This is a genomic window from Niallia sp. FSL R7-0648 (assembly GCF_038007005.1).
Taxonomy (GTDB): Bacteria; Bacillota; Bacilli; order Bacillales; family Cytobacillaceae; genus Niallia; species Niallia circulans.
The window spans coordinates 178,426-198,093 of sequence record NZ_JBBOWE010000002.1 but is presented as its reverse complement, the minus strand read 5'-3'; the positions used below and the strand labels follow the sequence as shown (position 1 = coordinate 198,093).

19 protein-coding genes and 1 riboswitch are annotated in these 19,668 nt (G+C 34.4%); of the genes, 13 read left to right on the top strand and 6 right to left on the bottom strand.

Translation table 11 applies throughout. From position 1 onward, the window contains the following. The first annotated feature begins 82 nt into the window (after positions 1–82). Positions 83–1,522, top strand: coding sequence for a S1C family serine protease (locus tag NSQ89_RS20970; protein ID WP_235850480.1), 1,440 nt, complete (start codon positions 83–85; stop codon positions 1,520–1,522). Between the two features lie 186 nt (positions 1,523–1,708). Then, positions 1,709–2,611: a peptidylprolyl isomerase gene (locus NSQ89_RS20965; RefSeq protein ID WP_061800108.1), complete on the top strand. Its 903-nt coding sequence runs from the start codon at positions 1,709–1,711 to the stop codon at positions 2,609–2,611. Between the two features lie 62 nt (positions 2,612–2,673). On the opposite strand, the gene def is transcribed toward NSQ89_RS20965, so the two are convergent. Further along, entirely contained in the window at positions 2,674–3,255 is a 582-nt protein-coding gene (def, locus tag NSQ89_RS20960; protein ID WP_061800113.1) for a peptide deformylase, read from the bottom strand. 211 nt (positions 3,256–3,466) lie between these two features. On the opposite strand from def, the gene NSQ89_RS20955 reads away from it, so the two are divergent. The 8 genes from NSQ89_RS20955 (at position 3,467) to NSQ89_RS20920 (ending at position 10,343) form a co-directional block, all read left to right on the top strand. Then, positions 3,467–4,180 (top strand): hypothetical protein, encoded by a 714-nt coding sequence (locus NSQ89_RS20955; protein WP_341133250.1) that lies wholly within the window; start codon positions 3,467–3,469, stop codon positions 4,178–4,180. Positions 4,181–4,596: 416 nt separating this feature from the next. Beyond that, positions 4,597–4,833 (top strand): hypothetical protein, encoded by a 237-nt coding sequence (locus NSQ89_RS20950; RefSeq protein WP_341133249.1) that lies wholly within the window; start codon positions 4,597–4,599, stop codon positions 4,831–4,833. A 272-nt stretch (positions 4,834–5,105) separates the two neighbouring features. Continuing rightward, positions 5,106–5,648 (top strand): helix-turn-helix domain-containing protein, encoded by a 543-nt coding sequence (locus NSQ89_RS20945; protein WP_047944216.1) that lies wholly within the window; start codon positions 5,106–5,108, stop codon positions 5,646–5,648. A gap of 45 nt (positions 5,649–5,693) precedes the next feature. Next, the gene (locus NSQ89_RS20940; RefSeq protein WP_047944214.1) at positions 5,694–6,800 is read left to right on the top strand and encodes an ABC transporter ATP-binding protein; all 1,107 of its coding nucleotides are present in this window, start codon (positions 5,694–5,696) and stop codon (positions 6,798–6,800) included. Continuing rightward, positions 6,790–7,587: an ABC transporter permease gene (locus NSQ89_RS20935; RefSeq protein ID WP_341133248.1), complete on the top strand. Its 798-nt coding sequence runs from the start codon at positions 6,790–6,792 to the stop codon at positions 7,585–7,587. The genes NSQ89_RS20940 and NSQ89_RS20935 overlap by 11 nt, the downstream gene beginning before the upstream one ends. A gap of 1 nt (position 7,588) precedes the next feature. Further along, positions 7,589–8,392: an ABC transporter permease gene (locus tag NSQ89_RS20930; protein ID WP_047944212.1), complete on the top strand. Its 804-nt coding sequence runs from the start codon at positions 7,589–7,591 to the stop codon at positions 8,390–8,392. Next, positions 8,389–9,462 carry an ABC transporter substrate-binding protein gene (locus tag NSQ89_RS20925; RefSeq protein ID WP_095331066.1) on the top strand — a complete coding sequence of 358 codons (1,074 nt, stop codon included), beginning with the start codon at positions 8,389–8,391 and terminating at the stop codon, positions 9,460–9,462. Before NSQ89_RS20930 ends, NSQ89_RS20925 begins: the two co-directional genes overlap by 4 nt. 95 nt (positions 9,463–9,557) lie before the next feature. Then, positions 9,558–10,343, top strand: coding sequence for a divergent polysaccharide deacetylase family protein (locus NSQ89_RS20920; protein ID WP_095331064.1), 786 nt, complete (start codon positions 9,558–9,560; stop codon positions 10,341–10,343). A 199-nt stretch (positions 10,344–10,542) separates the two neighbouring features. On the opposite strand, the gene NSQ89_RS20915 is transcribed toward NSQ89_RS20920, so the two are convergent. The 5 genes from NSQ89_RS20915 to mgtE form a co-directional block, all read right to left on the bottom strand. Beyond that, entirely contained in the window at positions 10,543–12,048 is a 1,506-nt protein-coding gene (locus NSQ89_RS20915; RefSeq protein WP_095322693.1) for a mechanosensitive ion channel, read from the bottom strand. A 305-nt stretch (positions 12,049–12,353) separates the two neighbouring features. After that, the gene (locus tag NSQ89_RS20910) at positions 12,354–13,013 is read right to left on the bottom strand and encodes a potassium channel family protein (protein WP_047944208.1); all 660 of its coding nucleotides are present in this window, start codon (positions 13,011–13,013) and stop codon (positions 12,354–12,356) included. A gap of 177 nt (positions 13,014–13,190) precedes the next feature. Beyond that, the gene (locus NSQ89_RS20905; RefSeq protein WP_172865829.1) at positions 13,191–13,643 is read right to left on the bottom strand and encodes a Dps family protein; all 453 of its coding nucleotides are present in this window, start codon (positions 13,641–13,643) and stop codon (positions 13,191–13,193) included. Between the two features lie 276 nt (positions 13,644–13,919). Then, positions 13,920–15,080 (bottom strand): FtsW/RodA/SpoVE family cell cycle protein, encoded by a 1,161-nt coding sequence (locus NSQ89_RS20900; protein WP_341133247.1) that lies wholly within the window; start codon positions 15,078–15,080, stop codon positions 13,920–13,922. A gap of 154 nt (positions 15,081–15,234) precedes the next feature. Further along, on the bottom strand, positions 15,235–16,593 hold the full coding sequence (mgtE, locus tag NSQ89_RS20895; protein WP_341133246.1) for a magnesium transporter: 1,359 nt from the start codon (positions 16,591–16,593) through the stop codon (positions 15,235–15,237). A 227-nt stretch (positions 16,594–16,820) separates the two neighbouring features. Beyond that, positions 16,821–16,919, top strand: a riboswitch (purine riboswitch). A 63-nt stretch (positions 16,920–16,982) separates the two neighbouring features. Here mgtE and NSQ89_RS20890 point away from each other — a divergent pair. From NSQ89_RS20890 to NSQ89_RS20880, 3 genes are all read left to right on the top strand, one after another. Then, the gene (locus tag NSQ89_RS20890) at positions 16,983–18,317 is read left to right on the top strand and encodes a 5'-deoxyadenosine deaminase (RefSeq protein WP_047944204.1); all 1,335 of its coding nucleotides are present in this window, start codon (positions 16,983–16,985) and stop codon (positions 18,315–18,317) included. A gap of 99 nt (positions 18,318–18,416) precedes the next feature. After that, positions 18,417–18,554, top strand: a complete 138-nt coding sequence (locus NSQ89_RS20885; protein ID WP_176474081.1) for a hypothetical protein — start codon at positions 18,417–18,419, stop codon at positions 18,552–18,554. 312 nt (positions 18,555–18,866) lie between these two features. Further along, a complete protein-coding gene (locus NSQ89_RS20880) occupies positions 18,867–19,643 on the top strand; it encodes a hypothetical protein (protein WP_047944203.1) in 777 nt (258 codons plus the stop codon). Positions 19,644–19,668: the final 25 nt, after the last annotated feature.

Below are 19,668 nucleotides of genomic sequence, written 5' to 3'. Positions count from 1 at the left end.
TGTATAAACAAATTATTAGAAATGAAAAGAAAAGTAATGAACTGAAATATATGTTGATACTTGTTAATAGGAGGAACAAATAATGAGTGATTTGGAAAAAAGAAATGAATGGGAGAAAGATCGCCCTGAGGCTGCAGATACAAACCTTGGGGGAGAAGAAATATTAGAAGAGAAGGAAGACCGAACAGTTTCAGAAGATCCTGTAGTGAAAGAAGAAATAAACAAGCCTGAAGAAGCGGAATATGCTGCTGGAAAAGAAGAGCAAGTTCATCTTGAAAAAGAAGAAGAACAAGCAGAAGCCAGTTCGGAAAGAACACAATATAATACTCGAAAAGATGCTTCAAAAACAAAAGGTTTCCTTTCTTTGTTGGCAGCAGGTGTTGTCGGTTCTGCGTTAACTTTTTTTACGATTCCCCATACAGACCTTTATAATGATTCCTATGATAAGCTCGAAAAGCAGGTCGCAGAGCTATCTAATAAAGTGGAAGGTAAACAGACGGGATCAATTACTGCCAATACAACATCGAATACAAAAACTAGTGATGGTACATTAGCTATTGCGGATATGGTGGAGTCATCTTCTAAAGCAATTGTAGGGATTGTAAACATGCAAAAGCAATCAAATCCATTTTCTCAGAATTCCAGTGATGTAGAATCTGGTTCTGGATCTGGTATTATCTTTAAGAAAGATAATCAATATGCATATATAGTGACAAATAACCACGTAATCGAAGGAGCAAATGCATTAGAAATCTCCCTTTATAACGGGGATAAAACGGAGGCTAAGCTAATTGGGGCAGATGCCTTAACTGATTTAGCGGTAGTAAGAATTGATGCTAAATATGCTTCTGATATTATCAATTTTGGCGATTCTTCTACATTGAGACCTGGCGATCAAGTATGGGCTATTGGGAATCCACTTGGGCAACAGCTGTCTCGAACAGTCACACAAGGTATAGTAAGTGCTGTAGATCGAAGCATTACAGTAAATACATCTGCCGGTGATTGGGAATTTAATGTTATTCAAACCGATGCAGCTATTAATCCTGGTAACAGTGGTGGAGCATTAATCAACTCAAAAGGAGAGGTAATTGGCATAAACAGTTTGAAAATCGCTGATAGTGGTGTTGAAGGACTAGGCTTTGCGATTCCAAGTAATGACTTAATTCCAATAGTTAATGAGATAATTGAGAAGGGAAAAGTAGAACGTCCATATCTTGGAGTAGGATTAGCAAGCTTAGAAGAAGTTCCTCGTATGTATTTGCAAGACCTGCCAAATAAAGTTTCAGAAGGAGTAATGATTACTAATATTGATGCTAATTCTGCCGCTGCTAAAGCTGGTTTGAAAGTTCAGGATGTTATTGTAGCCATCGATGGCAAAAAAGTAGCTAATTCAACAGATTTACGAAAATATCTATATTCAGAAGTGAAAATTGGCGATAAAGTAAAACTAGAAATTTATAGAGATGGCAAATCTCAAAAAGTGGAATTAACGTTAACAAGTAATAATACGATAAATTAATCGACAAGTTTCATGTGAAACATACGAAATTTGTCGAAAAAATTCCATCTTATTTCGTAATAGGATGGAATTTTTTTAAATCTGTTAATAATTTCGTCATAATTATATGATAATATAGTGTAAGAGTTATAATAGGGGTATGCCCGTTATATCCAAAATTTTGTGCAGAGAGGATTTTAGCTTAATATGAAAAATAAGAAGGTTCTTATTCCTATTCTAGCGGTAGTACTAGTAGCGTTAATAATAGGAGCGGTTTATCTAACACAACGAAGTAAAACAGTCGCAACGGTGGAAAACGAAAAGATTACACAAGAGCAACTAAATAAAGAGCTAAACAAACAATATGGCGCAACTGTATTAAATATGATGATCTCTAATAAAGTAGTAGATCTTGAAGCTGATAAAGCGAAAGTGAAAGTAACGGATAAAGACGTCCAAGCAGAATTGGACAAGATGATTAAACAGTACGGTGGGCAAGAAACCTTTAATATGTTGTTAGCTCAAAATGGGATGACAGAAGATTTATTTAAAGAACAAGTGGAACAAAATCTAAAAGTAACAAAAATTCTTGAGCCGTCTATCGAAATCACAGATGATGAGATTAAAACATACTTTGAAGATAATAAAGCAAGTTTTGGCACTCCAGAGCAAGTGGAGGCAAGTCATATCTTAGTAGAAGATGAAAAAACTGCAAAAGAAGTGAAGAAGAAGTTAGACGACGGGGAAGACTTTGCTAAATTAGCTAAAGAATATTCTACTGACACACAAACAAAAGATAAAGGTGGAGAATTAGGCTACTTTACTACAGGAAAAATGGTTGAAGCCTTTGACAAAGCGGCGTTCTCAATGAAAGTAGATGAAATTAGCGACCCAGTTAAAACAGATTTTGGATACCATATTATTAAAGTAACTGGTAAAAAAGAAGCAAAAGAAGCAACATTAGAAGATTCAAAAGCGAAAATTAAAGAAGCTTTATTAGCACAAAAGGTACAAGAAAAAGCTGGTACTTGGTTAAATGAGGCTACTGCAAAATATAAAATTGATAATAAGTTAGAAAAAGATCAAAAAGATCAAAAAGATAAAAAGTAAATAAAAAAAGCGGATAGCAAATGCTATCTGCTTTTTTATATTCAGAATGAAGAAATAAAAAGTTAATATAAAGGAGTAATATCCACATTGGCAGGCAGCTCAAATGGATTTTTACTATTGATATGATCATAAAATAGTATTCCGTTTAAGTGATCTATTTCATGTTGAAAGACGATTGCTTCATAATCCTTTAATTTAATTTTTACTTCTTCGCCATGTATATTGTATGCTCGAACCGTTATCCTACGATAGCGTGGAACATAGCCAACAATGGATCGATCAATAGAAAGACAGCCTTCACTCTCGGGAATATAGGTCATGGCAGTAGAATGACTAATGATCTTAGGGTTGATTAACATATATTCCAATGCTTCACCGTTTTCTTGCCTCATATAACTCGCAAACATTCGTTTATTTAAGCCAATTTGGTTTGCCGATAATCCTACCCCTGCTCGTAGTTGGTATTTTTTTGACAAGATTGGATCCTGACTATTTTTCAAATATTTCAGCATGCATTGCAGCTCTTCTTTATCCTCTTCAGTAGGAGGAATAGATACTTCCTTTGTTTTTTCACGAAGGATAGGATCGCCTTCTCTCACAATATCCTCCATGGTTATAATATATTCCTTTGTAAATTTACTCATCTAATAAACTCATCTCCAGCAAATATGGTATATATGTAAAATAGCAGAAGGAGCTTTAGATGTCTAATGGTTAAGCATAAATCCTTAATTAGATAAGAAAATGGATTACAAAAAAGCAAATATTTTTAGGAAAATCTTACATATAAAACAAAGAAGAGGAAAGGCTATGAAGGTATAAATTTTACCTATTTAAATGGAAAGGAAGAGTTAGATGAAAAAAATAATGTTGCTGTTGATGCTAACTACTATAGCATTAACCAGCTTTAGTTCTTTAGCAAGTGCAACTCCATCTCCAGAGAAAAGAGAGATAACCCAAGAAGATAAACAGTTTCTAATAGAAATGGCAAGAAGTCTGGGAATAAAGACAGAAGGTAAAGACACAGCTGCGATTAAAAAAGAAATTCATGACGTATTAATAAAGAAGGAAGCACAAAAATTAGGAATAAAAACAGAGGGGAAAGATTTACAGCAAATAGCGATGGAAGTACATACTGCCCATCTTAAAGAGGAAGCAAAGTCGCTAGGAATCAGTACAGAGGGGAAAGATGCCAAAACATTAATGAAAGAAGTGTTTGAGGCGAAAATCTCGAAACAGGCAAAAGAACTGGGAATAGATACAAAAGGAAAAACAATGCAGCAGCTAGGTAAAGAAGTGCAAGAAAAAATGATTATGACTGAAGCAAAAAAGCTTAATATTCAAACGGAAGGAAAAGATTTTAAGCAAATCGCCGATGAGATAAGAGATATACAAATTATTAAGAAAGCGAAAGAGTTGGGGATTGAGACAGAAAAGAAACAGCCAAAAGAGTTATTAAAAGAAATGATGATTAAACATCCAGAAGAAGTGAAAAAGTTAAAATTGTTTCCCTCGTATGGGGAACATTTCATGTTTAAAAAGCACTATAAATTAAACAGAGAACATTAAATATTACCTAAAAAAACACTTGAATAATTCAAGTGTTTTTTCTTTATCTCCTATTTTGTTCATTATTTTGAACAAAATAGGAGATTGGTATATTCGAAATAGGGGAAAAGAGTCAAAAACAGCATTTACCAATAGGGGATTGATTACCAAAAAAATAGGAAAGAGGAAGAGGTGTTCAATATATTGAAATAAACCTTTTGCCCTATTAACAATTGGGATTTTGAAACGTATTATCTATTTTTTAAAAAAATAGCATAAAAGCCTGTAATTTTTATAAAGGATTAGTATGCTTAACTTAGCAGACTTAGACAGTATATATGGTTTATGGAAAATTTAGACGAAAAAGAATAGTTATGTAAGGGAAAAGAAATCTGTTAATAGCTGCAGTAAAATGGGAGCAATAGGAGGAATAAAGATTGAAGCAATATTCCAAACTACGAATTACGGAAAAAGATGAAAATATTTATAACGCACTGTGTGATTTGTATAAGGAAAAAGGGGGAAAGGTAGGGATTGGAATAAGAGTTGGTAGAGATTCCTATGATGCTTCAGCATATTGCAATGCATCTTTAAAAAAGCTGATTCATTTTAAAAAAATTGAAAAAATAGATAACGGAAAGTATATACCACTAGCGACAGGGAAAGAAGAGTAATAAAAGGTCGCAGTTGCCTCATAAAAAATGTTGTAGAGCGGTGTTTTGTTTACAAACACTACAAGCTTTAAAACATTATGTTATGGGGCATTTTTGCTTTATAGAAATAATTTATATGAATGCTATTGGAAAATAGTTCACAGAGCGAAAAAGGGATTGAAAGTTAAAGAAATTAATGTATAATAACTGGGTATAACTAAACTTTAAGTTTAGTTATACAAAACTTTTGTGCCTTCAAGTTTACTATTTCTAAACAAAAAGTAGGTTGAATCATGGAAATTGGAAAAAAAATAAAGAATTTACGGTTGAAAAAAGGGTTAACACAAGAAGAATTAGGAGAAAGAACCGATTTAAGCAAGGGATATATATCTCAGCTAGAGAGAGACTTAAGTTCTCCTTCCATTGAGACATTCTTTGATATTTTAGAAGTGTTGGGATGTTCACCGAAAGAATTCTTCGACGATGAAGAGCGAAAGCAGAAGGTTGTTTATACAGAGGAAGATATAACAGATTTTCTTGATGAAGAGAAAGGGTATCGGATTCAATGGCTAGTTCCTGAATCAAATGAAAAAGAAATGGAACCAATACGGCTATTCTTTTCTAAAAATGGAGAATTTAAAAAATTTGAACCTTCTTTATCAGAAACATTTGCATACGTAGTAGAAGGGGAAATTCTGTTGAAATTAGGCAGACAAGAGTATCGGGCTAAAAAAGGGGAATCTATTTACTATCATGCTACAGAGGAACATCAATTAATAAATCTAGCAGATGATGTTACGGAATTAATTCTTGTAGTCACAGATTCTTATTTATAGGAAGAATTCATAAACAATAAAAAAATAAATGAAGAGGGGGATATTATGTCTGAGCAGCATATTATTCAATTTGAAAATGTAACAAAGAGCTATGATCAAGATACGACCGTTTTAGAAAATGTAAGCTTTGAAATTGAGCGAGGAAAATTTTATACATTGCTTGGTCCATCTGGCTGTGGTAAAACGACTGTTTTACGATTAATTGCTGGATTTATGGAACCGACAGAAGGAAATATTTACTTTAACGGTAAGCTGATTAATAAAATACCAGCAAATAAAAGACAGGTAAATACCGTTTTCCAAGATTATGCGCTATTCCCCCATTTAAATGTATTTGAAAATGTGGCCTTTGGTCTTCGTATAAAAAAATGGAAGAAGCAAGTAATTGAAGAAAAAGTAAAAGAGGCTCTACGTTTTGTTAACTTGGAAGGCTATGAGAATAGAGAAATTAGTGAGATGTCTGGTGGACAGAGACAACGTGTTGCAATTGCAAGAGCTATTGTAAATGAACCAGAAATTATTCTTCTCGATGAACCATTATCTGCACTTGATTTAAAGCTTCGTACAGAAATGCAATATGAGTTAAGAGAATTACAGAGAAGATTAGGGATTACTTTTATCTTTGTGACACACGATCAGGAAGAAGCTTTGGCCATGTCAGATGAAATCTTTGTTTTAAATAAAGGACGCATTGAGCAAAGCGGAACACCAACTGACATTTATGATGAACCAATTAATCGTTTTGTAGCAGACTTTATCGGGGAATCGAATATTGTACCAGGGACGATGAAAAAAGATTTTGTTGTTCATTTTGGCAGTAAAACTTTTGATTGTGTCGATGGTGGCTTTGACGATAATGAAGCTGTTGAAGTAGTTATACGCCCGGAGGATTTAGAAATTACTTCTTTAGAAGCGGGAAAATTAAAGGTAAAGGTAGACTCTCAATTATTTAGAGGCGTACATTATGAGATTTGTGGGTATGACGAGGATGGAAATGAATGGCTTGTTCACTCTACAAAGAAAGCAACGGTAGGAACCGAAATTGGCCTTTATTTTGAACCAGAGGCTATTCATGTTATGCGCCTTGGAGAAACAGAAGAAGAGTTTGATAAACGACTAGAAGCGTATGAGGGGGCAGCCAATGAAAAGTAGTACTAAATGGTATACGGTCCCTTACTATCTTTGGATTGTACTTTTTGTTATTGCTCCAGTTGCACTTGTTGTTTATTATTCTTTCTTTGATATTAAAGGGACATTTACGTTTGAAAATTATCAGAAGTTCTTCACACCAGTTTATTTGAAAATGACGTTAAGCTCCTTTTGGTATGCTTTTTTAATAACGTTCTTTTCCTTAATTATTGCATATCCTACTGCGTATTTATTAACTAAAACGAAGCATAAGCAATTATGGCTGTTATTAATTATTTTACCATCATGGATTAATCTTCTATTAAAGGCATATGCGTTCTTGGGGATATTTGGAACACATGGTGCAGCCAATCAAATGCTCAATTTCCTTGGAATTGGGGAACAACAAATACTCTTTACAGACTTTAGCTTTCTATTTGTAAGTGTGTATATCTTTATTCCTTTTATGATTCTGCCTATTTTCAATGCATTAGAGAAGATGAATCCTAGCTTAGTTGATGCGTCCCAGGATTTAGGAGCGTCATCTTGGACGACATTTAAAAAGATTGTCTTTCCTCTAACATTAAATGGAGTAAAGTCTGGGTGCCAAGCTGTATTTATTCCAGCTCTATCCCTATTTATGATCACTCGTTTAATTGCAGGGAACCGTGTTATAACATTAGGTACTGCGATTGAACAGCATTTCCTGATTACACAAGATTGGGGAATGGGTTCGACGATAGCTGTATTTTTGATTATTAGTATGATTATCATCATGGTTCTTACGGGGAACAGAAAGAGAGGGATATAAGATGAAAAAGCTATCAAAATGGTCTGTATTGTACTTATGCATTGTTTTTATCATATTATATGCCCCTATCTTTTATTTGATTTTTTACTCGTTTAATAGCGGGGGAACCATGCATGATTTTGATACCTTTACATTTGACTGGTATAAGGAGTTGTTCCAAGATACACGATTGCTCATAATCGTTTTAAATACGATTATTATTGCTCTTTTGTCTGCAGCCGTATCAACTATTATTGGAGTACTTGGGGCTATTAGTATTTCTATGATGAGAAAAAAGGGCTTAAGGAATTCTATTTTGTCTTTAAACAATGTGCTTATTGTAAGCCCTGATGTTATTATTGGTGCTTCCTTCTTAATCTTTTTTACGATCATTGGAATTAAACTAGGATTCTTTTCGGTTCTGTTGTCACATATAGCTTTCTCAATTCCTATTGTTGTGATTATGGTTTTACCTAAGCTGGAAGAAATGAGTCCGACTTTGGTCGATGCTGCATTAGATCTTGGAGCAAGCTGGAAGGATGTATTGACAAAAGTCATTATTCCTTATATTTCACCAGGAATATTTGCTGGTTTCTTTATGGCATTAACCTATTCTTTAGATGACTTTGCTGTAACATTTTTTGTAACAGGTAATGGATTTACCACCTTATCTGTAGAGATTTATTCTTTAGCACGACGAGGGATCTCTTTAAATATTAATGCATTATCGACCTTATTATTCTTATTTACGTTGCTTCTGGTCATTGGTTACTATTTCATTACGCAACGAGTTAATAAAACTCCACAAGCGGGGGTGAGAAAATGAAGTCTCTCATTCGTGGATTAATTGTTATTTTTGCACTGGCCTTCATCCTGCTATTTATTGTTCATCAATTAAATTCGAGCAGAGGGTATACGAGTGGTAAGACATTAACGGTATATAACTGGGGAGATTACATTGATGCAGACTTAATTTCTAAGTTTGAAGAGGAGACAGGGATTAAGATAATTTATGAAACCTTTGATTCCAATGAGGCAATGATGACAAAGATCCAGCAGGGAGGAACAAGCTATGATATTGCGATTCCCTCTGAATACATGATCGATAAAATGAAGGAAGAAGATTTATTAATTCCGATTGATCATTCGAAGCTTCCTAACTTGAAAAATATAGACAGCCGATTTATGGATCTTTCCTTTGATCCAGACAATAAATACTCCATTCCTTATTTCTGGGGAACAGTAGGAATTGTTTATAATCCAGCAATGCTTGATAATAAGAAAATTACTTCTTGGAATGATTTATGGGATAAGGATTTAAGAAATAAAATTATGCTGATAGATGGTGCACGAGAAATCATGGGGATGAGCTTAAATAGCTTACATTACTCTTTAAATGATAAAGATCATGATCACTTGCGGGAAGCAAAGGAAAAATTGGATACTTTAACACCAAATGTAAAGGCAATTGTAGGCGATGAAATTCGTATGCTCATTGAAAATGAAGAAGCATCAATCGGTGTGTTATGGTCTGGAATGGCTGCTGAGATTATGTGGGAAAATGAAGATGTAGAATATGTTGTTCCAGAAGAAGGATCTAATCTATGGTTCGATAATATGGTTATTCCAAAAACAGCCAAGAATATTGATGGGGCTCATCAATTTATTAATTTTATGCTAGATGCTGAAAATGCTGCCCAAAATACAGAGTATGTCGGTTATTCTACTCCTAACAAGGCGGCAATGAAATTTTTGCCAGAGGATATTACTGGGGATGAACGTTTCTATCCAGATGAAGAATTGACATCTAAATTAGAAGTATACGAAAATCTTGGTCATCGTTCTCTAGCAGAATATAATGATTTATTCTTGGAGTTTAAGATGCATCGGAAATAAAGAAATAAGACAGTTCGCTGAATTTTTAGCGGGCTGTTTTTGTATGTAACCGCCTGTTATAGAAAATACTAACGAAAAACAAGGTGGGTTATAACATGAAAAAAATAATATGCTTTTTCTGTTTTCTTACGTTTCCGCTAGGAATCTCCGCTCAGGAGGCAGCTCCATCTAAAAATCAAGTTAGAAAAGAGCTTGCCATCGTCATTGATGATTTTGGTAATAATATGAAGGGGACAGAGGAGATGCTCAATCTACCTGTTCCTATTACGGTTGCAATTATGCCTTTTCTATCTACAAGTAAAGAAGATGCCATTCGTGCCCATAAAAAAGGGCATGAAGTGATCGTTCATCTGCCGCTAGAACCAAAAAAAGGGAAAAAGAGCTGGCTTGGACCAGGTGCTATTACAACAGATTTATCAGATCAAGAAATTAGAAAACGGGTAAAGGATGCGATTGAAAGTATTCCTTATGCGGTTGGGATGAATCATCATATGGGTTCAAAGGCGACGGAAGATAAAAGAGTAATGAAGATTATTCTAGAAGAATGTCGAAACCATAGTCTTTATTATTTAGACAGTAAGACAACAAGCAATAGTGTCATAAAGGAATTAGCCGAGGAATTAAATGTCCCTTATTTAGAAAATGATCTTTTTTTTGATCATATATATACAAGTCAATATATTAATAAGCAAGCTAGTCGATTAGCGAAAAAGCTAGATACAGAACAGGAATTTATTGCGATTGGCCATGTCGGAGTTTCTGGGCCAGCTGTAGTAAGTGTTTTAAAGGAGTACATTCCACTTTATCAAAAAGATGCTGATATTGTACCGCTTTCGACTCTAGTAGAAGGCTATGAACTGTTGGATACAGACATACCATAATTTATATAAGAGCAAAACCATCACGCTATACCGAATAATGAAATTGGTATATAACGCTGGTCTATACTCTCCTAATTAGATTAAACTATGAAACGGGTTTCATAACAATAGGCGTTTTGAAGATATTGTAAAAATACATCGTCTTACCTATATAGAAAAAGGACAGACGAGAATTTTTCGCCTGTCCTTTATAGCTTGGTTAGCTATTTAAAGGATTATCATCATTTGGTTTTTGAATAGAAGTTTGTTCCATTTTTCTATCCAGTTTATCCAAACGTTTTTTAGCAAATTCTTTGCCGCCAAGTCCAAAGGCAAGACCAAATGCTAGTGCAAGACCGCCAAGGATTAAGATAAAGGCAGCGTTGACAATAGAAGAAGCTACCTTTAATTGGTCAAGTGCCATAAAGACAGACAAAGTGATAATCGCATATTTTGCGATAATTGGTAACACTTTAAAGTGGCTGCCTTGTAAAACGCTGCTTAGCAGTTTCTGCACAAGATAACCTAGCCATAAGCCGACGCCAATAATGACAATAGCAGCAATCACCATTGGTAAATAAGCAATAACAGCCGTAGATAGTGTAACTAAAAATTCAAGTCCGACAATATTTAAAGCTTGTACAGCTAATAAGAAAACAATCAGAATTTGAACAATTGTCCCAATAATGTTTGAAATACTAGTATTAGCGTTTAAGCCCATTTTTCGCACATACGTATCTAAGCTTAGTTTAACTAATAAAGTAACAACCATTTGTTTTACCCATTTTCCTATCCAAATACCAATTAAGATAAGGAAAATGGCTGTCGCAATATTAGGAATCATTGTCAGAATATCATTTAGCATGTTAATGGCTGGCTGAGAGATTCCTTGAATGTCCAATTTCTCAAGCGCTGAAATAACAGTTGGAATGAGAATAAAAATGAAAACAATGTTCCCGATAACAGAAGATAAGCTTACGTTATCAAGAAGCTTGTTAATACCTAAGCGTTTAGCTAAGGCTTCTGTGCCGATTGCTTGTAGGAAGTTTGTTAGAATCGTACGTACCATTTTTGCAACAAACCAGCCTACTAAAATGATTAATGCTGCTGCTAAAAGTTTTGGTAAGAAAGCAAGCATGTTTTGAAGCATATTAGCAAATGGTTCAGAAACACCATATAAATTAAGGGCACCTAGGATAGCAGGTAAGAATAATAAGAGTACTAAATAGAATACAATATTAGCTACTTTATCCATTATGTTTTGTGGGTTATTCTTTTCTGCAAGATTCCATTTCTGTAATCTCTCATGAACCTTTAAGGTACTTCCTGTCTTTTTAATAAGATATCTTAATCCGGAAGCAACTACCCAGGCAATTAATAGAATTAATGCTGCCTTTAAAATATTTGGTATTGCTCCTAGAATGGTGGAAAGTAGATTTACCAACGGAGATGTAATTACGGTTAAATTTAATATATTAAAGAATAGGGTAAAGACAAAAACTAATAATAGATAGAAAACAATCTTACTAATTATCTTTTCAGATGAATATTTTTTGGGTTTGCCTTCAGGGAAAATTTTCTCATCAACATTTGTTTTTTGCAGTCCTTTATAAAGGGCTTTTTCAATGATTTTTGCAATAATCCACCCGATAATTAAAACGACCACTGCTAGAATAAAATCAGGTAGCTTGTCCCAAAAGGAATTCCAATTCCAGTTATAGTACATACTCTTCACTCCTTGATTTAAATTAGGCATTTTAAAGAATGTTGTTTCGTATAGAAATGAAATAAGTTAATTTTTACATAAGTAAAATTATTTGTTCCGATGAGCTTTAGAAAATTTATACGTTTCCTATTAAAAACAACAAACTTTAATCAGCCTTAATGTATTCTACTTAATACCCAGTGAGGATAGGATTAAACGTTGGATAAAATGGAGTTTAAGGTAGGAAAGGATTAATAAAAAAAGAGAAGACTGTAATGAAAGCCTTCTCCTAAGGAGTGATTTTCTATTATGTTTTTCTAAAAAGATTATCTTAATGCTTTTTCCTCAAATTTATATAAACAGTCATTACTGCCAACCATAATGAGGATATCGCCCTGATGGATTACTTCATTTGCGGATGGAGAGACAATTGTTTCTCCTGCTCGTTGGATGCCAATAATAGTACATCCATAATTAGCACGGACATCTAAATCTAAAATCGACTTATTATGTATTTTCGGAGAAGCTACCATTTCCACAATTCCGTGTTCTTTTGAAAGCTCTATATAATCAATCATACTATCAGAAACAACATGGTGGGCAATTCTTTTTGCCATATCTTGTTCTGGATGAATGACGCGGTCAGCACCGATTTTTTCTAAAACGCGTTTATGATAGACATCGGCTGCTTTCACCCAGACCTTGCTAAGACCCATCTCTTTTAACAGCATGGTCGTAAGGGTGCTAGACTCGACGTCATCTCCAAACGAAACAAAAGCGTGATCAAAATTCCGAATACCGATTTGCGTTAGTGATGCCTCCGTAATATTTGTCATTTGCACACAAAGGGTAGCGAAAGGTCGATATTTTTCCACTTTCTCAAGAGATTGATCAATGGCTAATACTTCCGCCCCCATTTTATGAAATTCTTCCACTAAACTACCACCAAAGCTGCCTAATCCTATCACAACAAATTGTTTTTTCATATTTATCCTCCTAGGGATGAAAAATACATACTTTTGCCATCATTATACTTTTTTATCGAAAAGAAGGAAAATGATTTTTCTTCTTTTCAGAGATAAATAGGGAGAAGAAGCTTTAAGGGAAAATAAAAAACCACTTTTTCGTTAAGAAGACGAAAAAGTGGTTGATTCATTCCAATATTATTCAGAAAGGTATGCAGTTAACATCCATAAGTGTTTTTCAATTTTGCCAATTAAATCAATGGCTAAATCATTGGTAATCACATCTTCTAATTCATCTGCATGTGCTGCTAGTGCTTTTAATTGTGTATTAATATGGCTATAATCCTCTACTAAAGATTTCACCATATCATTTGCAGATCGTTTTTCCGTACTTTCTTGTAAGGTGGAAGTTTCCATAAATTCTTTTAATGTAGAAACAGGTTTACCACCAATAGCAAGCAAGCGCTCTGCAAGTTCATCTACTGCTTCACCAGCTTCGTCATATAACTCTTCGAATTTTTCATGAAGTGTGAAGAAAAATGGTCCTTTTACATACCAGTGATGTTGATGTAGTTTTGTGTATAATACGCTCCAGTTAGCAATTTGTACGTTTAGTTCTTTTTGTAATTCTACTTTTGTTTGTAATCCCATGTTTAACAAACTCCCTTCGACTGATTATATATTAATTATAACAAATTCTAAATTAAAATCAATACTTATTTATAATTATTTTAATTTAGTTTTTATTACAATTAGATAAAACATAGTCATCTTTTTGCTGCTAAAATTTCTTTATAGTTTTTGTTGTTCTATTAAAATATATACCCTAATTACAGAGGAAAGAAAACAAAAGGGAGAAAGATTTCATCAAATGGACAAATATAAAAAAAGACTCAGCGATGCGCGGAGTCTAAATGTTCCTTATAATTAGAAAGAAAGAGATTTAGAAGAAAACATATAAGACTTATGGTGATAACGAATACTAAATATGAGTCCCATTGCCATTAAATTGCACATTAGAGAGCTGCCCCCATAACTTATAAACGGAAGGGGAATCCCTGTTATCGGCAATAATTGTATAGTCATTCCGATATTCTCAAAAACGTGGAATGTAATCATACTAATAACCCCGACACTTATATAAATACTGTAGGGATTGGCTGTTTGCAATGCAGTTCGAACTAGGTGGAATATTAAAAGAAAATAAAGAATAATGACAATACTGCCCCCAATAAATCCGTACTCCTCCCCAATAATCGTAAAAATAAAGTCTGTATGTCTTTCGGGAATATACACTTCCTCTTTTCCTAAGCCTTTACCACTAATAAGTCCAGAGCCTATCGCCATCAGCGATTTGACTAACTGCAAGCCATCATCGCCAGCATTATGAGGATCTAGCCAGGAATTAACACGAGCGAATTGATAGGGATCCACTCCTAGATATTTTTCTAATAGTTCTCTTCCGAAGATAGCTAAGTATAAAACACTGGAACCAAATGCAGCAGCAGCACCATATAAAGGAATGAGCAGTTTCCATGAAATTCCTGATACTAGCATCATTCCAATTAATATAGCCATTAACACGAGTGTAGTCCCAAAATCCTGCAAAATGACTAATGCTATTGGAACACCAGCTACGATCGCCAGTTTACACATCAAAATAAAATCTGTTCGCAGAGATTTATGAATGGTTTTGACATTATGATTATTTATAACTTTAGCAATCGCTAAAATATAAAAGACCTTCATATATTCAGACGGTTGAATACTGCCAATATGGGGAATGACATACCAACTTTGCGCTCCGCCTCTGCGTGGAGTAAATGCCGTTTCTGGAGCAACTAGAAGACCGATTAATAAAACGGCCCCTATTCCATACAAAATCCAAGTGATTTGTTGAATCTGCTCATTATCAAAATACATAATAATGGCAATTACAACCGCGCCAATAACATACCACATAATTTGTGATTGTAAGTAAACAGCGTTCGCGCTGTATATAGCAATACTGCTAACTAGACAAAATAACATAAGCAAAAGACATAATGTCCAATCAAATCTTTCAGAAAAAACATTTCTTGTTCTCATTTCTGCAAACCCCTAGTTCAAATTTCTTACCTATTTATATAGACGGAAATGGAAACAGAATTGTTTCCTTATTTTTCATAATCGATAAAAAAAGATAGGTGGAAAAAATAGACAGGATTTAAAAAGACTGCCTTTTGACAGTCAGTCTTTTCTTTCACATTAAATGGGCAAGAAAAATTTGTGCGATTCCGAAGTAAATAAATAACGAAAATATATCATTAAGAGTCGTAATCAATGGTCCAGAGGCTACTGCTGGGTCAATATTTAACTTATAAAGAATAATTGGAATAATAGTACCAGATAGTGTTCCGATGATAAGTGTGCAAATTAAAGAAAGACCAACAACTAAGCCAAGCATGAGATCGCTTTGCCAGACATAGGCAATAAACGTAATAATAATACCGCAGGTTATCCCAATGATCAGACCAACTAATAATTCCCTGAAAATCAGTTTTGTTACAACTGCTTTATTAATTGTATTAGAAATAAGTCCACGAACGACAACGGCTAATGATTGTGTTCCCGTGTTCCCAGTCATTCCAGAAATCATCGGCATAAAAAAAGATAATGCTACAACCTTTGTAAGAACATCCTCATAATTGCTGATAATACTGCCAGATACAACCCCGATAAAAAGCAGCAAGATTAACCAAGGAAGTCTTCTGTAAGCTGCAACGGATGCTTTTGTATCAAAGTCTATTGATTTACCTGAAGCAGAAAGCTTTTCGATATCTTCATTTGCTTCTTGAAAAACGACATCAATCATATCATCAACTGTAACAATCCCCATTAAGATGTTTTCTTCATTGACAACGGGAATGGCTAAGAAATCATATTTTTGGATGGTTTGGGCTACTTCTTCTTGGTCCTGATCCACTGTGACACTAATAACCCGTTCATACATAATGTCACGAATTTTGTCCTGCGGTTCAGCAATCAAAAGATCACGATAGGAAACAACACCAACTAATTTTCTATTCTGATCAATGACGTATAAATAGCTTAAAGTTTCCGCGAAATCTGCAAACGATTTTAGTTTATCGACAGCTTCACGCGTAGTGTAATAGTCACGAATCCAGACAAAACGATTCGTCATAAGACGTCCAGCAGTTTCATCTGGGTAGTTCATTAAGTTTTGTACAATAATGGATTCTTCTTTTTTCATTCCAGAAAGGAGTTCTTTAATTCTTTCTGGTGCTAGTTCATTTAAAAGGGAAGCTAGGTCATCATTGTCCATTAAATCTAGAACTTTCCCTGTTTTGTCCATTCCTAATGTATTTAGAACTTCCAGCTGTTCCTCTTTATCCAATTCCTCCAAGAGATGGGCTAATAAGTCGACTTTTAAGAAAAGCAAAAAACGAGCTCTATGCTTATCGGGGAGACTCTCATAAATTTGAGCTATATCATATGGTTGTAGCTCATCAACGATGGATTCAAATTCAGATTTTTTATTATCTTTTAGTGTCTGAATGATGTGAAGTGTGATCTGATTTTCTGTCATTTTGTGTATCATACTTCTCACTCTCCCTTCCGATGTTTATAGGCTATTATTCGACATATACCCTGTTTTATTATATGTAATTAAGTGAAAGAATGAAATGGATAAATCTTTGTAAAAAAGGAGATTTTGAGAAAAAACAGATCCCTTGAAAAAATATTGTTAAGTTTTCTGACAATTAACTTGAAAAGAATTGCCTCTCGATTAAAATAAGGGTATAACATGCATGACCGCAGGCAACTGCTGCTATTGCGCCTTTTTTTCGTATATCCTTAATAATTGGGTTAAGGGTCTCTACTGGAAACCGTAAATTTCTTGCTACGAAAAATATGCTTTGAACTAGCATATTTTTCGTAGTTTTTTTGTGTTTATGCGGAAATTTAAACAAGCATGGGGGAGTTTAAATGGGAAATATGTTAATCAAAAATGCACAGATAGTCACAATGAATCAAGCAGAAGAAATTATAACCGGAGATATTTATATAGAAGGGAATATCATTAAGGAAATAGGAGAGAATCTTGAAAAAAATCACGTAGATAAAATGATTGATGCGACAAATAGAACGGTAATTCCTGGGTTTGTTCAGACTCATATTCACTTATGCCAGACACTTTTTCGCGGAAAAGGGGATGATCTTGAGCTAATGGATTGGCTTAAACAAAGGATCTGGCCACTTGAGGCTGCTCATGACGAGGAATCTATTTATTATTCCGCCATGCTTGGTATTGGAGAGCTATTGGAAAGCGGGACAACAACGATTGTTGATATGGAAACGGTTCATCATACGGAACATGCTTTTCGCGCACTTGCGGAAAGTGGAATCCGGGCTGTTTCTGGAAAGGTAATGATGGATAAAGGAGATGAAGTCCCCTTAGCATTGCAGGAATTAACAGCGGAGTCTATTCAACAGAGTGTAGATTTATTAGAAAAATGGGATGGCTTTGATAATGGAAGAATTCAATATGCCTTTTCGCCAAGATTTGTGGTTTCTTGTACGGAAGAGCTATTGAAAGAGGTGAAGATTCTTTCAGATAAATATGGTGTAAAAGTGCACACCCATGCCTCAGAAAATAAGGGAGAAATTCAAATCGTGCAAAAAGAAACAGGTATGAGGAATGTGGTGTACTTAGATCATCTCGGTTTAGCAAATGACCGCTTGATATTGGCGCATTGTATATGGCTGGATGAAGAAGAAAAGCGGATTATTCAAGAGAAGGGTGTCCATGTTAGTCATTGTCCCGGCTCTAATTTAAAGCTAGCATCAGGGATAGCTGATACACACCATCTTACTTGCAATCATGTTTCCGTCAGTTTAGGGGCAGATGGGGCTCCGTGTAATAATAACTTGGATATGTTTAATGAAATGAGATTAGCTGCACTTATTCAAAAGCCAATACATGGACCAACAGCGATGGATGCGAGAACAGTGTTCCGCATGGCAACCTTAGGCGGAGCAAAAGCAGTCGGACTTGAAAAGGAAATTGGCAGTCTGGAAATTGGCAAGCGAGCAGATTTAGCTATTTTAAACCTGCAAAATTTTCATACCTTTCCGTCCTATGATGTTGATCCTATCTCAAGAATTGTCTATTCCGCAACACGAGCAGATGTAGAAACAACCATTATAGACGGTAGAATAGTAATGGAAAATAAAATCATGAAAACAATAGATAAAAGTATCGTGCTAAAAGAAGCGGATAAAAGTATGAAAAGATTGTTAAGCAAAACAACCATAAGTTGAGCTGGATTTGATTGACACCGTTACTAGGATTTTGGAAAATTGCGTTATTCCATTTCCTAGTACGGTGTATTTTTGTTGGGGGGAGGTAAGTGGTCGAGATTGGCTGATAAAATCAATTATTTAGCTAAAAACATTAAAATTCATCTAAAAACGACTATTACTGCCCCTTTGAACAGCACAAAATTAACTAAAATCGCTCTGATGGATGTCTCTTGGCTGAATAATCCGCAATATTAATGAATATTCCAGTTAGCTTTCTCCCTAAATGATTCACATGCCAAGTATTTACTTCCTTTTTTTTCTAAATTTTAGATTGTGTAAGCTATTTTTCCTCTTTTTTGTTAAACTAAAATGGTTACAATAAGTACAACTAGATGTATGATGGATAGTATGTATAAGCAGATCATGGAATTTAAATATAATATATAAAAACAAGAGAATATTTCTTGTCATGATTTCGATAAAATGGAGTAAAGGCAATTTCGGTAACAAGAAAGTAAGCTAAAGCTCTTTAAGTTTACAAGCTAATAATGTTTGGAGGTTTACTTGATGAAAAAAGGTAATAATGATATTCGAGATGTGGTTTATATCCATCTAAATGAGAAAGAACGTTTTGTGCTTTCTTATGGTATAGAGTTTAGAGAGTTTTACAGGATTCTTGCTGATACTCTTGCCTCTATTTTGTTGTTAAAGCATCAGTTTGAAGATGGAGAATTTCATATACATACTCAGTTCGAATATGTTCCAAACAATAAATTAGCATCGTTATCGATGGAAGATGTTTATGGATATGGGGACTTTGTATGGGTCGATTTTGATGAGACGGAAACATTAGATATTTTAGAAGGGCAAACGATTGCGGAACTCTTGTATTTGGGACATAAACAGGAGCCTTTAAAAAAGCCATTTTTTCAACAATTAAACAACCAATATGCCTATTTAGCTCATGATGACGGCTGGTTTAATAAAATTTATTATAAAAACATGGAGTCCTTTTATCAATTATTTTGTGAGGTTATTGCAAACAAAGTGACAGAACTTAAATTAGAGAAAGCGTTGTTGGGAATTAAAAAGAAAAGGCTTTATCCGCCTCTTCCGAAAGAAATTGTAACAGAGTTAAAACGTTATATGAGTGAGGGCATGGTACTATCTATTGAAAAAGCCTATCAAACACGATTGAAGCTGGAGATACCAATTTGGGTTTTAGGGGATTTTGATAATATGGATGATATGTATGAAGAATATGAGAAGAACGCTAAGAAAAAAAGTGATGCTTTACTTGTTTTTGATAAAAAATTAAGAGAATGGCAATTAGCTATCGTTTAATTGGTGACGAATATGAGGGGAAAAG